11 protein-coding genes are annotated in these 12922 nt (G+C 63.7%); 6 read left to right on the forward strand and 5 right to left on the reverse strand.

The window, feature by feature from the left end; all coding sequences use genetic code 11:
* Positions 1 to 71: 71 nt before the first annotated feature.
* The 3 genes from AC1D05_RS14075 to AC1D05_RS14085 all read right to left on the reverse strand — a co-directional run bounded on the left by AC1D05_RS14075 (position 72) and on the right by AC1D05_RS14085 (position 4903).
* Positions 72 to 3551, reverse strand: coding sequence for an indolepyruvate ferredoxin oxidoreductase family protein (locus AC1D05_RS14075; protein ID WP_477441332.1), 3480 nt, complete (start codon positions 3549 to 3551; stop codon positions 72 to 74).
* A gap of 208 nt (positions 3552 to 3759) precedes the next feature.
* Positions 3760 to 4299, reverse strand: coding sequence for a hypothetical protein (locus tag AC1D05_RS14080; RefSeq protein ID WP_172220569.1), 540 nt, complete (start codon positions 4297 to 4299; stop codon positions 3760 to 3762).
* On the reverse strand, positions 4292 to 4903 hold the full coding sequence (locus AC1D05_RS14085) for a CGNR zinc finger domain-containing protein (protein ID WP_477441334.1): 612 nt from the start codon (positions 4901 to 4903) through the stop codon (positions 4292 to 4294). The genes AC1D05_RS14080 and AC1D05_RS14085 overlap by 8 nt, the downstream gene beginning before the upstream one ends.
* Before the next feature lie 151 nt (positions 4904 to 5054).
* Between AC1D05_RS14085 and AC1D05_RS14090 the strand changes: the two genes are divergently transcribed.
* The 5 genes from AC1D05_RS14090 to AC1D05_RS14110 all read left to right on the forward strand — a co-directional run bounded on the left by AC1D05_RS14090 (position 5055) and on the right by AC1D05_RS14110 (position 10292).
* Positions 5055 to 5960: a branched-chain amino acid ABC transporter permease gene (locus AC1D05_RS14090; RefSeq protein ID WP_477441335.1), complete on the forward strand. Its 906-nt coding sequence runs from the start codon at positions 5055 to 5057 to the stop codon at positions 5958 to 5960.
* Between the two features lie 182 nt (positions 5961 to 6142).
* Positions 6143 to 6727, forward strand: coding sequence for a TRAP transporter small permease subunit (locus tag AC1D05_RS14095; RefSeq protein ID WP_477441337.1), 585 nt, complete (start codon positions 6143 to 6145; stop codon positions 6725 to 6727).
* The gene (locus tag AC1D05_RS14100) at positions 6724 to 8517 is read left to right on the forward strand and encodes a TRAP transporter large permease (protein ID WP_477441339.1); all 1794 of its coding nucleotides are present in this window, start codon (positions 6724 to 6726) and stop codon (positions 8515 to 8517) included. Before AC1D05_RS14095 ends, AC1D05_RS14100 begins: the two co-directional genes overlap by 4 nt.
* Before the next feature lie 13 nt (positions 8518 to 8530).
* The gene (locus tag AC1D05_RS14105) at positions 8531 to 9559 is read left to right on the forward strand and encodes a zinc-dependent alcohol dehydrogenase family protein (RefSeq protein ID WP_477441341.1); all 1029 of its coding nucleotides are present in this window, start codon (positions 8531 to 8533) and stop codon (positions 9557 to 9559) included.
* 358 nt (positions 9560 to 9917) lie between these two features.
* Positions 9918 to 10292 (forward strand): VOC family protein, encoded by a 375-nt coding sequence (locus AC1D05_RS14110; RefSeq protein ID WP_477441343.1) that lies wholly within the window; start codon positions 9918 to 9920, stop codon positions 10290 to 10292.
* A gap of 57 nt (positions 10293 to 10349) precedes the next feature.
* Here AC1D05_RS14110 and AC1D05_RS14115 read toward each other — a convergent pair whose 3' ends face one another.
* Positions 10350 to 11459: a TRAP transporter substrate-binding protein gene (locus AC1D05_RS14115; protein ID WP_477441344.1), complete on the reverse strand. Its 1110-nt coding sequence runs from the start codon at positions 11457 to 11459 to the stop codon at positions 10350 to 10352.
* 263 nt (positions 11460 to 11722) lie between these two features.
* Here AC1D05_RS14115 and AC1D05_RS14120 point away from each other — a divergent pair, with 263 nt between their 5' ends.
* On the forward strand, positions 11723 to 12496 hold the full coding sequence (locus tag AC1D05_RS14120) for a gamma-glutamyl-gamma-aminobutyrate hydrolase family protein (RefSeq protein WP_477441345.1): 774 nt from the start codon (positions 11723 to 11725) through the stop codon (positions 12494 to 12496).
* Here AC1D05_RS14120 and AC1D05_RS14125 read toward each other — a convergent pair whose 3' ends face one another.
* The gene (locus AC1D05_RS14125) at positions 12497 to 12892 is read right to left on the reverse strand and encodes a hypothetical protein (RefSeq protein ID WP_477441347.1); all 396 of its coding nucleotides are present in this window, start codon (positions 12890 to 12892) and stop codon (positions 12497 to 12499) included.
* Between the last annotated feature and the right edge of the window lie 30 nt (positions 12893 to 12922).

Below are 12922 nucleotides of genomic sequence, written 5' to 3' on the forward strand. Positions count from 1 at the left end.
TTCAGCTCGGTTGCCGAAGGCGCGCAAAGGCAGGACAGGCCGGGAAATCAAGCTTCAGGTAAACAAGGCCTTCACTCGGCGGCCTGAAGTGCCGGCCCCGCCGGTGCGTTTGCGAGGCGCTGGAGCAACCGGGAGCGTTCGCCAGCTGCCTTTTCGGCACTGGCCTGCCGGACATGTCCATAGCCGCGAATGAGGGCGGGGACAGAGACGAGAGCGACCGCCGCATCGGCCTTATCAGGCGCCAGCGACTTGGCGACGAGCTCAAGATCCGCCTCATATTGTGCCAAAAGCTGACGTTCCCTGCGCCGTTCGGCAGTGTAGCCGAACAGATCGAAAGCAGTGCCGCGCAAGCCCTTCAGCGCCGCCAGCAGGCGAAAACCCTTCATCATCCAGGGGCCGAAGCTTGATTTCCGGGGGCTTCCGTCATTGCCGCGACGCCCCATGATCGGTGGAGCGAGATGGAATTCGAGTTTCTCGTAGCTCTGAAACTGCTTGCCCAGCTCGGCGGCGAAAGAGCCATCGGTGTAGAGCCGCGCCACCTCGTATTCGTCCTTGATCGCCATCAGCTTGAACAGGTTCCTGGCCGCCGCCTCGGTCACGGCGGTCGAGCCGGGCACGGCCTTGGCTTCCGCGGCGCGCAGCAGCGCCAGCCGGTCGGCATAGCGCTTGCCGTAGGCGGCGTTCTGGTAAGCGGTCAGGAAGGCGACACGGCGGGCAATGATTTCGTCCAGCGTCTGCGCGACCGGGGCGGTTTGTCCCGCCTTGCCCGGCTGGGCGACGAGGCCGCGCACGAAATCCGGCTGGTGCGCCGCACGGCGGCCCCAACGGAAGGCGGCGATGTTCATCGCCACCGCTTCGCCGTTCAATTCGATAGCTTTTTCAACGGCTTCCGCCGACAATGGCAGACCGCCATGCTGGAACGCAAAGCCGAGCATGAACATGTTGGCGCCGAGCGAATTGCCGAACAGCGCGGTGGCGGTGCGGGTGGCGTCGAAGAAATGCGTCTTGTCGTCGCCGGCGGCGGTGCGGATCGCCTTCTTCAGGCGTTCGATCGGCAACGAGAAATCCGCTGAGCGGGCAAACTCGCCGGGCATGATCTCGGCGGTGTTGGCGAGGAAGATGGTGTGGCCCTCGCGCACCGCCGTCAGCACCTTCTTGGCGCCCGAGACGACAAGATCGCAGCCAAGCACGAGATCGGCCTTCCCCGCCGAAACACGGATGGCATGGATGTCGTCCGGCGTGCGGGCAATGCGGACATGGGTGAACACCGAGCCGCCCTTCTGGGCGAGGCCGGCCATGTCGATCATGCCGCAGCCCTTGTCCTCGAGATGGGCCGCCATGCCGAGCACGGCGCCGACGGTGACGACGCCAGTGCCGCCGACACCGTCGATGATCGCCGCCCAACCCTCAGTGCCCAGCGGGAATTCGGCAGGCGTCGGCACGCCATCGAGCGGATCGGTCTTGCCGGCCAGGCCTTCAGCCTTGCGGATCTTGGCGCCGTGCACGGTGACGAAGGACGGGCAAAAGCCGTTGACGCAGGAGAAATCCTTGTTGCAGCTCGACTGATCGATCTTGCGCTTGCGGCCGAATTCGGTCTCGACCGGCTGGATGGAGACGCAGTTCGACTGCACGCCGCAATCGCCGCAGCCTTCGCAGACCAGTTCGTTGATGAAGACGCGCTTGTCGGGATCGGGAAAGGTGCCGCGCTTGCGACGCCGGCGTTTTTCGGCGGCACAGGTCTGGTCGTAGAGCAGGACCGAGACGCCCTTGACGTCGCGCAGCTCGCGCTGGACGAGATCGAGGTCGTCGCGGTGATGGATGGTGGCGCCGGCCGGGAATTCGGCCTTGCCGGCATATTTGTCTGGCTCGTCGGTGACGATAGCGATGCGGTCGACACCCTCGGCCCGCACCTGCCTGGCAATCATGTCCACCGTCAGGCCGCCCTCATGCGGCTGGCCGCCGGTCATCGCCACCGCATCGTTGTAGAGGATCTTGTAGGTGATGTTGGCTTCGCTCGACAGGGCGAAGCGGATCGCCAGCGTGCCGGAGTGGTTATAGGTGCCGTCGCCGAGATTCTGGAAGATGTGGCCGCGCTTCGAGAACGGCGCCTGGCCGACCCATTGCGCGCCTTCGCCGCCCATAGCCGTGAAGCCCAGCGTGTTGCGGTCCATCCAAAGCGCCATGAAATGGCAGCCAATGCCGGCGGCGGCGATCGAGCCATCCGGAACCTTGGTCGAGGAATTGTGCGGGCAGCCCGAACAGAAGAAGGGCGTGCGCGAGCCGATATCGGTGGCGTCCGCCAGCATCGCCTGGAACTGGCGCAGCTTGCCCACCCGCGCCGAGATTTCTTCCGACGGGCCGATGGTTTTGACGATCCTCTCGCCAAGGGCAATGGCGATCTCGTTGGGGTCGAGCGCGCCCTTGGCCGGGAATAGCCAGTCGCCGCGCTCGTCCTTCTTGCCGACGATGACCGGCTGCATGGCGGTGCCGTAGAGGCTTTCGCGCAGCTGCACCTCGATCAGCGAGCGCTTCTCCTCGACGACGACGATGGTGTCGAGGCCATGGGCAAAGTCGGCGATGTGATGCAGGTCGAGCGGCCAGGGGCAGCCGACCTTGAACAGCCGCACGCCGATGCGGTTGGCGGCGGCCTCGTCGATGCCGATATCCTCCAGCGCCTGGCGGACATCGAGATAGCTCTTGCCCAGGGTGATGATGCCGAGCTTCGGGCTGCGGCCGCCGGAATAGACGATGTGGTTCAGCCCGTTGGCATGGATGAAGGCGGAGGCCGCGGCACGCTTGTACTCATGCAGCCGCTCCTCCTGGCCGAGCATGTCGATCTCGTGGCGGATGTTGAGGCCGCCCGGCGGCATGTCGAACTCCGGCACGACGATGTTGAGCCGTTCGAGCGAGGCATCGACCGAGGCCGTCGATTCGATGTTGTCCTTGACGCATTTGATCGCCGCCCAGGTGCCGGCGAAACGCGACATGGCAAACCCGTAGAGGCCGTAGTCGATGATCTCCTGGACACCGGCCGGATTGAGGATCGGCACCATGGTGTCCACGAACAGGAATTCGGTGGCATGTGCGTTGGTCGAGGATTCGGCCATATGGTCGTCGCCCATGAGCGCAAGGACGCCGCCATGCTTCGACGAGCCGGCGAGATTGGCGTGGCGGAACACGTCGCCTGAACGATCGACGCCCGGACCCTTGCCGTACCAGACAGAAAAGACACCGTCATGGGTACCCTCGCCCAGCAGTTCCGTCTGTTGCGATCCCCAGCAGGCGGTGGCGGCAAGCTCCTCGTTGAGGCCGGGCTGGAAGACGATGTCGGCCCCGGCAAGCTGCTTCTTTGCCTTCCACAGCTGCATGTCGAGGCCGCCAAGCGGCGAGCCGCGATAGCCGGAGACGAAGCCGGCCGTGTTCAGGCCAGCACGGCGGTCGCGCTCGCGCTGCATCAGGAGCATGCGGATGACCGCCTGCGCGCCGGACAGGAAGATGCGCTCCTTCCCAAGGTCGAACTTGTCGTCGAGCGCGACATCATGCAGCGTCATCAGGCATTTCCTCTGCGGAGGCAGCGCGGGGGCAGGCAGCCAACGTCGGAGTCGGATGACGCATCCTTTCTCCCCTTGCAAGGCAGGTCAAACAAAATCGCAGGTGCCAGGCAACGCGAAACGAACAGTCCGCCGCCATCCCGAATCGGTACGAAACCGACCCGCGGACGTCGCCCGACGCACGAAAATTTCAGCAGTTGCCGCTGCGCTAGATGGCTTTCGAGCAATCCGGCTTCGGCTCATCCGGCAGCTTGCCGTCGGGATGGCCGACCAGATCGGGATTGGCCGTATAGAGCTGGTCGATGACCAGCGGCCGGTCGGGCAGCACCGACTGATCCTCCGTCGACATCAATGTGGTGTCGATCTTCTGCAGGACCGCACCGTCGGAGCCCTTGATGCTGATGGCGATCGCATAAGGCTTGTTCTTGACGACGCAGGTCAGCGCCGGGCTTTCCAGGGTCACTTTGTCGAGCTTCGGCCAGACCTTCTGCTCGACCACCAGCGGCGCGCCGCCAGCGGGATCCTGGAAGCTGGCGACCGCGACCTGGCCCTCTCCCATCGGCTGCAGGGGCCGCAATGTCACGACATAGGTTGCCCTGGCGAGACGATAGTTGAAGACGAAGATCTTGCCGGAGATTTCGAACAGCCTGCCTTCGCTTTCCTTGCCGGTGTCGCGGCAGGCGCCGAGCGCAGCGGCAGCAATCAATGCGGCGCCGACAACGATCGAACGGGAAAACCTTTTAAGCATCTTTGACCTCATTGGCCGCCAAGCGGCGGCGGCGATAGTGACGACTTGCCTTCTGACGGTTGCCGCACACCGCCATGTCGCACCAAAGGCGGCTGGAATTACGGCTTCTGTCGACGAACAACCAGGTGCAGTTGGGACAGATCCTGAGTCTTGTGACGGTGTCGTCGCGCAGCAGCGACAGGGCCGAAACCGCCAGCGCCACCTCGAAGGCGATCGGTGTCAGGGGATCGCCGAACGGCCTTCCCGCCGCGCCGATCTCGGTCCGGCTGCCGGCCAGGCCCTCGGCGCAGGCGCGCAGGAACTCGGGCAGGTCAGCGGTGGCGACCGCACCTTTCGACACCGCGCCGCGAAACAGCCGGTCGGTCGTCTCGCGGATCGACAGCACGACGGGCGCGATTGCCGTAGGCGAGGATACCGTAAGCGGCCTGTCTCCAAGCTCGGCGGCGCGAAAGCCGGTGGCCGCATCGGCGAAGCGGGCAATCTCAGCCGGATCATCGAAGCGGTCGAATGTCTTCTCCGGATCGCCGCGCAGCACGACGGTGTTGGCCGTGTCGAGCGCAAGTATACCGCCGGTGAAGCGGTGTGGGGTCCAGGATACCGTCATGGCAGAAATCTAACCGATAAATCGCATTTGACAAGTTAGATTCAGCAATGCAAACCTTCACATGGGCGCGGTCACCGCAGCCTTTGTCTTGCGCATGTCGTTGTCCCAAAGCCGCCGCGCTGTTTTGATCGACATGCTCCTGGGGTTTTGCATGCTCTACTTCTTCCAGCAGGTGCTGAACGGGCTGCATTCGGGCGCGCTCTATGCGTTGCTCGCCTTCGGCTACGTGCTGACCAACGGCATCCTGCACCGCACCAACCTGGCCTATGGCGCTCTGTTCGCCTTCTGCGGCCAGGTCATGATCCTGAGCGTCGCCTTCGGCTACCAGGTGCTGTGGCTGACGCTGTTGGCGTCGGTGCTGTTCGGCGTCGTCGCGGCATTCCTCTATGCCGCGCTGATCAGCCATGTCCTGTCGCGCAGCGTCTTCGAACCGTTGGCCGACCGCACGCCCAATGCCATCGTGGTGACAACGCTGGGCATCCTGATCGTCCTGTCGGAATCAAGCCGCATCGCGGCCGATACCCATGATCTGTGGCTGCCGCCAATGCTTGCCCAGCCCATCGTCTTCGCTGAAGGCGCCGGCTTCAAAGCGACGCTGACACTGATCCAGGTGCTCGACTGCGCGGTGGTGCTGGCGGCAGTCGCACTCGCCACCCGGGGGTTTGCCCGCTCGAACTTCGGCCGATCCTGGCGCGCTGTCTCCGACGACCCACGAGCCGCAGCGCTGTGCGGCGTCGACGTGCGCCGCGTGTTCCGGCATGCAGTGCTGCTCGGTGGCTTCTGCGCCGCCCTGGCCGGTGTCATGGCCAGCCTCTACTATGGCAATGTCAGCTTCGGTTCCGGCCTCGTCTACGGCCTGAAGATCCTGTTCGTGACGGCGGTCGGCGGCTATCTCTCGCCGCCACGGGCAGCCCTGGGCGCGGCCGCCTTCGGCATGGCCGAATCACTGTGGGCCGGCTATTTCCCGGTCGAATGGCGCGACGCCTGGATGTACCTGTTCCTGGTGGCCATGCTGATCCTGATCGGCGCCGGCCGCGACACCAGCAAGGTCGTCTGAACCATCAGACTTTGGTTGCATGACGCGGGGGCAGACCGCCCTTGTCCGGCTCCGCCCTTCATCCAACACCGATTTGCTGCTCCCGTCCGTGTTGACCCGTCCGGCCACGCGCGGCATACCGTTGGGCCACGCGGCGTGACGGCAGGGGGAGCCGGCACGCTGTCGGAACAAGGGAGGACTGCATGGAAGGGCCGCTCGCTCTGTCGCGGGTCATCGACCGCCTCAACGAATTCATCGGCAAATCGGTATCCTGGCTGATCCTGCTGGCGGTCCTGGTGAGCGCCGGCAATGCCGTCATCCGCAAGATCTTCGACGTTTCGTCGAATGCGTGGCTGGAGCTGCAATGGTATCTGTTCGGCGCCGCCTTCATGCTGGCCGCCGCCTACACGCTGAAGCAGAACGAGCATATTCGCATCGACATCGTCTACGGCTTGTTCTCACGCCGCGTGCAGCACTGGATCGACCTTCTCGGCCATGTCCTGTTCCTGATGCCGTTCGTGACGCTGATGGTGTTCTACTTCGTTCCCTACGTGTCCCTGTCGTTCCGCAGCAGCGAGATGTCCAACAATTCGGGCGGGCTGATCATCTGGCCGGCCAAGGCCATCCTGCTGGTCGGCTTTTTCCTGCTGGCGCTGCAGGGCATCTCCGAAATCATCAAGAAGATCGCCATCATGCGCGGCGACATGGACGACCCCAATCCGTTCGTGTCGGCACATGAGCAAGCCGAACTCGAAGCCAAGGCACTGGCCGACGAGGTGCGCTCATGATGGAGTTCATCGCCCAGAACATGGCGCCGATCATGTTCGCCTCGCTGATCATCTTCCTGCTGATCGGCTACCCCGTGGCCTTCTCGCTGGCCGCCAACGGCTTGATGTTCTTCTTCATCGGCGTGCTCCTCTCGCCCTATTCCGGAGGATCGATCAACCTCGCCTGGCCGCTTCTGCACGCACTGCCGGATAATTTCTACGGTAGCAGGGTGATGTCGAATGACACGCTGCTGGCCATTCCGTTCTTTACCTTCATGGGCATCGTGCTCGAACGATCGGGGATGGCCGAGGACCTGCTCGACACGATCGGCCAGCTGTTCGGGCCGATCCGAGGCGGCCTCGCCTATGCGGTGATCTTCGTCGGCGCATTGTTGGCGGCGACCACCGGCGTGGTGGCGGCATCCGTGATCGCCATGGGATTGATCTCGCTGCCAATCATGCTGCGCTACGGCTACGACCGCCGGCTGGCGTCCGGCGTCATCGCCGCCTCCGGCACGCTCGCCCAGATCATCCCGCCCTCGCTGGTGCTGATCGTGCTTGCCGACCAGCTCGGCCGCTCGGTCGGCGACATGTATGCCGGCGCACTGATCCCGGGCCTCGTGCTCACCGGTCTCTACGCCCTTTACATTCTCATTGTGTCGATCTTCCGGCCGAAAATGGTGCCGGCCCTGCCGCTCGAGGCCCGCACGCTCGGCCACGGCGTTCTGTCGCTGCTGGTGGCGTTGCTGGTCACAGCAGCGGTTTCCTACGCGGCGTATCGCTATCTCGCGCCAACCCATGGCGACAATGCCGACATTCTCGGCGCCACTGTAGGGGTGCTCTTCATCTACATCGTGGCGATTGCCGACAAACGCCTGAACTTCAACATGATGTCCAGGCTGGCGCAGCAGGTGGTCATCGTGCTGATCCCGCCGCTGGCGCTGATCTTCCTGGTGCTTGGCACCATCTTCCTCGGCATCGCCACGCCGACCGAGGGCGGCGCCATGGGCTCCGTCGGCGCATTGATCATGGCGGCGGCAAAAGGTCGGCTGTCGCTGGACGTGATCAAGCAGGCACTGACCTCGACGACACGGCTGTCGTCCTTCGTGCTGTTCATCCTGATCGGCGCGCGGGTGTTCTCGCTCACCTTCTACGGTGTCAACGGCCACATCTGGGTGGAGCATTTGCTGACCTCGCTGCCGGGCGGCGAGGTCGGCTTCCTGATCGGCGTCAACATCCTCGTCTTCTTCCTGGCCTTCTTCCTCGACTTCTTCGAACTGGCCTTCATCATCGTGCCGCTGCTGGCGCCGGCAGCCGACAAGCTCGGCATCGACCTGATCTGGTTCGGCGTGCTGCTCGGCGTCAACATGCAGACCTCGTTCATGCACCCGCCCTTCGGCTTCGCACTGTTCTACCTGCGTTCGGTGGCCGCCCGTGTGCCTTATCTCGACCGCCTTACGGGCAAGCAGATCGCGCCGGTGACGACGGGGCAGATCTATTGGGGCGCGGTGCCCTTCGTCCTGATCCAGGTGGTGATGATCGGCCTGACCATCGCCTTCCCGCAAATGGTGATGCGCTACAAGGGCACGGTGATCGATCCGGGCACGATCGACTACAAGGTGCCGGAAGTGCCCGGCCTATCGCCGCTCGGTACTCCGCCGGCGGGTGGCACAGCTCCTGCCAATGGCGGTGGCGCACCGGTAGCGCCCGGCACGCCGGACCTGTCGCAACCGCCGAGTTTCGGCGATACGCCGCCGGCGAAGCCGGCGACACCGACGCCGGACCTTTCGCAGCCGCCGAGCTTCAACTGATGGGGGCAACGCCATGAAAGCAGTGCGGCTGGAAGCGGTGGGCAGCATTTCGCTGTGCGAGGTCGACAAACCTGTCCCCGGCCCGGACGAGATTCTGGTGCGTATCGAGGCCTGCGGCGTCTGCGGCACCGACCGCCACCTTTTCCATGGTGAATTCCCCTGCCGGCCGCCAGTGACGCCCGGGCATGAGTTTTCGGGCATCATCGAGGCGGTCGGCAACGCCGTCTCCGGCTTTGCCGTCGGCGACCGTGTCACCGGCGATCCCAACATCGCCTGCGGGCGATGTCCGCATTGCCATGCCGGTCGGGTCAATCTCTGCCGCAATCTCAATGCCATCGGCATCCATCGCGACGGCGGCTTTGCCGACTATGTCGTTCTGCCGCACAAGCAGGCCTTCATCCTGCCCGCCGACTTGCCGCCGACGCATGGCGCATTCTGCGAGCCGCTTGGCTGCTGCCTGCATGGCGTCGATCTGGCCGAGATCAGGTCTGGCAGTTCGGTGGTCGTGCTGGGCGGCGGCGTGATCGGACTGCTCACCGTACAGCTGGCGCGGCTGGCCGGCGCCACCACCATCATCCTGTCGACCAGGCAGGCTTCACGCCGCGTGCTTGCCGAGGAGCTCGGCGCGACAGTGACGGTCGATCCCAGCGCAGGCGATGTGATTGATGCCATCGCCGGACCGGCGGGCTTGATGCCGGGCGGTGCCGACGTGGTGTTCGAATGCGCCGGCGTGCGCGAGACCGTCGAGCAGTCGATGCGGCTGGCAAGGGCCGGCGGCACGGTTGTCATCGTCGGCGTGACGCCGCAAGGCGTGAAGGCGGAATTCGAGCCCTTCGACCTGTTGTTCAGGGAATTGAAGGTGGTTGGCTCGTTCCTCAATCCCTACACGCATCGCCGCGCCGCCGAGCTTATCGCGTCGGGCACGATCGAGATCGACCGGCTGATCTCCAGGCAGGTGCCGCTCGAAGACGCGGCCGACGTGATCGCCAATCCGCCGGCGCCCGGCGAGGTCAAGGTGCTGGTGGTGCCAGGCCGGGGTTGAGGCAAAGCCAGCCGCGTCGGGGACCGCTTGCCGTCACGCCACCGATCGGCTATTCAGCCGGCGCCGAAAAAGACATGGCCGGTTCGGTAGTCCGGTCTCTTCCGTTTTATTTTTTTCGAGCATGATCTCTGGACAAACGGAAGCCGTTTGTCCGTGAAAACCGGACGCCACTTTTCGGGATCATGCTCGGCGGAGGCCTGTTCGCCGCATGAACGTGCGGGAGAACCCGCGGCCGGCAAGCGAGGCGAAAGCCCGCGGGCCGGTTGGGTCATGTCCGGATTTCCTGATGCCACGGTCCCGCCGGTTCTCGGTCTGCAGCCAAGCCTGTCCGCGTTTCAACCGTGACTGGACAAAGACCATGAAACTGAACCACCTCAACCTCATCACATCAGAAGCCGCGGCTCTTGCCGGCTTCTTCACCAGCCATTTCGGCTTCGAACTCGTCGCCATGCGCGGCAGGCAAGCCTTCGCGATCCTGCGCGGAGCCGATGGCTTTGCCCTCAACCTGATGACGCCGGGCAAGGGAGAACCCGCTGCTTACCCGGACGGCTTTCACGTCGGCTTTTTCGTCGACAACCCAGACCTGGTGCACGCCAAGCAGGCCGAACTGACTGCGGCAGGCTTCGCGCCGGGCAAGGTCGAGGACCTGACACGCGGCGGCTTCAACTCAACAACCTTCTATTGCATTGCGCCGGGCGGAATACTGGTCGAGATCAGTTCCTCGCCGATCTGAAAAAGAAAGACCCCGGGCAGCCGCCCGGGGTCTTTCAACGAATGCGATGGGATCGTTTTACAGCTTGCCGTTGCGCTGCTGGACCATCATGAAGGTGTCGTAATTGTACTCGGCCACCTGTGCCCAGAGATAGTGCTCCTTGCGGAAGCCCTTGATCGATTCCCAGATCTTCTTGAACGGCGCGTTGGAGGCTTCCATCTCGGCATAGACTTCGTTGGCCTTTTCAAAGCAGGCGGCCATGATGTCCTGGCTGAACGGACGCAGTTTGGCGCCACCGGCGACCAGCCGCTTCACCGCCGCGGGATTCACATAATCGTATTTCTGCAGCATGTTGGCATCGGCAGCCTGCGCGGCGGTGCGCAACAGCGATTTGTAAGCCGGCGAAAGCTCGTCGTATTTCGCCTTGTTGAACATCAAATGGACGGTCGGACCGCCTTCCCACCAGCCGGGATAGTAGTAGTAGGGCGCGACCTTGTAGAAGCCGAGCTTCTCGTCGTCATAGGGGCCGACCCATTCGGCGGCGTCGATCGTGCCTTTTTCCAGCGCCGGATAAATGTCGCCGCCGGCGATCTGCTGCGGCACGACGCCGAGCTTCTGCACCACCTTGCCGGCAAAGCCGCCAATGCGCATCTTGAGGCCCGAGAGGTCGGCGACCGTGTTGATTTCCTTGCGGAACCAGCCGCCCATCTGCACGCCGGTGTTGCCGCCCGGCAGGCCGAAAAGACCTTGCGTGGCCAGAAACTCGTTGAACAGATCAATGCCGCCGCCATGGTAGTGCCAGGCATTCATGCCGCGCGCGTTGAGCGAAAAGGGAACCGCGGCACCCAGCGCCCATGTCGGGTCCTTGCCCCAGTAATAATATGCCACCGTATGGCAGGCCTCGACCGTCCCGGCCGTGGTGGCGTCCGCGGCCTGCAGCCCGGGCACGAGTTCGCCCGCGGCAAAGACCTGGATCTGGAAATTGCCGTCGGTGGCTTCCGACAGCATCTTGGAGAACACCTCGGCTCCGCCATAGATGGTGTCGAGCGATTTCGGGAAGGACGACGCAAGCCGCCATGTCACCTTGGGATTGGACTGGGCGATTGCCGGGGCGGCAAGCGTTACCGCCGCCGCCGCGGCGCCCACGCCGGTCACGCCGGCCTTGCGAATGAATGAACGACGATCCATGCAGTTCCTCCCTTTTGGATCACAGACCGATATTCGGGAAATCCTCGGGCTCCCGCATCGGTTGACCGAAACAATACACGGGCGAGAAGTCTAGTCCAGCACGGCGGCCGGATTTGGTAACCAAGCCATGCGACCCTGCAACTATAGTCTAACAGGGGATTTGGTGGCCCATGCGACACGCCGAAACTTGGCATGGAAAAACGCCCGGAGATCGCCTATTTTGAAGACAGGACATCCCTTGCCCGATGGAAAACAGACCCAAAATGCACCAACCGCTCGTCGCCATATCGACCGACGTCCGTCAGTTCGACAACTACACCTGGCATGCCGCCCCGCAGCAATATCTGGAAGCAGCGATTACCGGCGCCGGCGTGTTCCCGCTGCTGGTGCCATCGTTCGGCGACAGGCTCGACTTCGACGAACTTCTTTCCTCAGTCGACGGTGTCATGGTCACCGGGTCGAAATCCAACGTGCATCCCTCGCTCTATGGTGGTGATGCCAGCGAAGCCAACGGTCCCTACGATCCGGCGCGTGACGCCACCACGCTGCCGCTGATCCGCCGGGCGATCGAGCGCGGTGTGCCGCTGCTCGCCATTTGCCGTGGCATCCAGGAGCTGAACGTCGCGCTCGGCGGCACGCTGGGCACCGAGATCCAGGAGCGCGAGGGTTCGCTCGACCACCGCGCACCGGTGAGCGACAAGCAGGACGAACGCTTCGCCATCCACCAGACGATTTCGATCAAGCCAGGCAGCTGCCTGGCCGGCGTGTTCGGTGCCGGCGACATCAAGGTCAATTCCTTGCACCGCCAGGCGATCGACCGGCTGGGGTCGAAGCTCGAGATCGAGGCAGTTGCCACCGACGGCACGGTCGAAGCGGTTTCGGTCAAGGGAGCCCGCGCCTTTGCCGTCGGCGTCCAGTGGCATCCGGAGTACTGGGTCAAATCGGACAGCAACTCGGCCAAGATTTTCCGCGCCTTCGGCGATGCGGTGCGCCTGCATGCGGCGGCAAAGGCTGGCTCGCGGGCTGCCGCGGAATAGTCAGTCGTTCCGATCGCTCGCCAGTGACAGCAAGGGCGTGACCGGGGCATAGGACTCGTAGCCATCTCCGTCGGCAACGCTGAAGGTGACAATCGGATCGATGCCGTTGGCGCTGAAGGCGACGGTGCCGTCATTCTGTTCACGCCAGAACTTTGCCTGTTCTATGCCAGGCAGCAGTCGACGGCATGTCGGAGCAACGGTAAGCAGGGACAAGCCATCCGAAATTTCGGCTCCGCGGCTGACCGCGCAGGCCGCTTCATCGCCATTGGCGACCAGCCTGTAGGTGTTGGACGGTGCGGCCTCATTGGCGACGCTTTCGCCATTGCCGTCATGAAACAGCTGAACGCCACCAAAGAGGGCGGCGGCAGCGATCAATATGGTAAGCACTTTCATCATTCTTCATCCATGCAGGCGGGCAGGATGAAG

The organism is Mesorhizobium sp. P2_E9 (assembly GCF_056403815.1).

Excerpts from the sequence above, each read along its gene's own strand:
- AC1D05_RS14075 (WP_477441332.1), bottom strand. The coding sequence starts at position 3,551 with ATGACGCTGCATGATGTCGCGCTCGACGACAAGTTCGACCTTGGGAAG.
- AC1D05_RS14080 (WP_172220569.1), bottom strand. The coding sequence starts at position 4,299 with ATGCTTAAAAGGTTTTCCCGTTCGATCGTTGTCGGCGCCGCATTGATT.
- AC1D05_RS14085 (WP_477441334.1), bottom strand. The coding sequence starts at position 4,903 with ATGACGGTATCCTGGACCCCACACCGCTTCACCGGCGGTATACTTGCG.
- AC1D05_RS14090 (WP_477441335.1), top strand. The coding sequence starts at position 5,055 with ATGCTCTACTTCTTCCAGCAGGTGCTGAACGGGCTGCATTCGGGCGCG.
- AC1D05_RS14095 (WP_477441337.1), top strand. The coding sequence starts at position 6,143 with ATGGAAGGGCCGCTCGCTCTGTCGCGGGTCATCGACCGCCTCAACGAA.
- AC1D05_RS14100 (WP_477441339.1), top strand. The coding sequence starts at position 6,724 with ATGATGGAGTTCATCGCCCAGAACATGGCGCCGATCATGTTCGCCTCG.
- AC1D05_RS14105 (WP_477441341.1), top strand. The coding sequence starts at position 8,531 with ATGAAAGCAGTGCGGCTGGAAGCGGTGGGCAGCATTTCGCTGTGCGAG.
- AC1D05_RS14110 (WP_477441343.1), top strand. The coding sequence starts at position 9,918 with ATGAAACTGAACCACCTCAACCTCATCACATCAGAAGCCGCGGCTCTT.
- AC1D05_RS14115 (WP_477441344.1), bottom strand. The coding sequence starts at position 11,459 with ATGGATCGTCGTTCATTCATTCGCAAGGCCGGCGTGACCGGCGTGGGC.
- AC1D05_RS14120 (WP_477441345.1), top strand. The coding sequence starts at position 11,723 with ATGCACCAACCGCTCGTCGCCATATCGACCGACGTCCGTCAGTTCGAC.
- AC1D05_RS14125 (WP_477441347.1), bottom strand. The coding sequence starts at position 12,892 with ATGATGAAAGTGCTTACCATATTGATCGCTGCCGCCGCCCTCTTTGGT.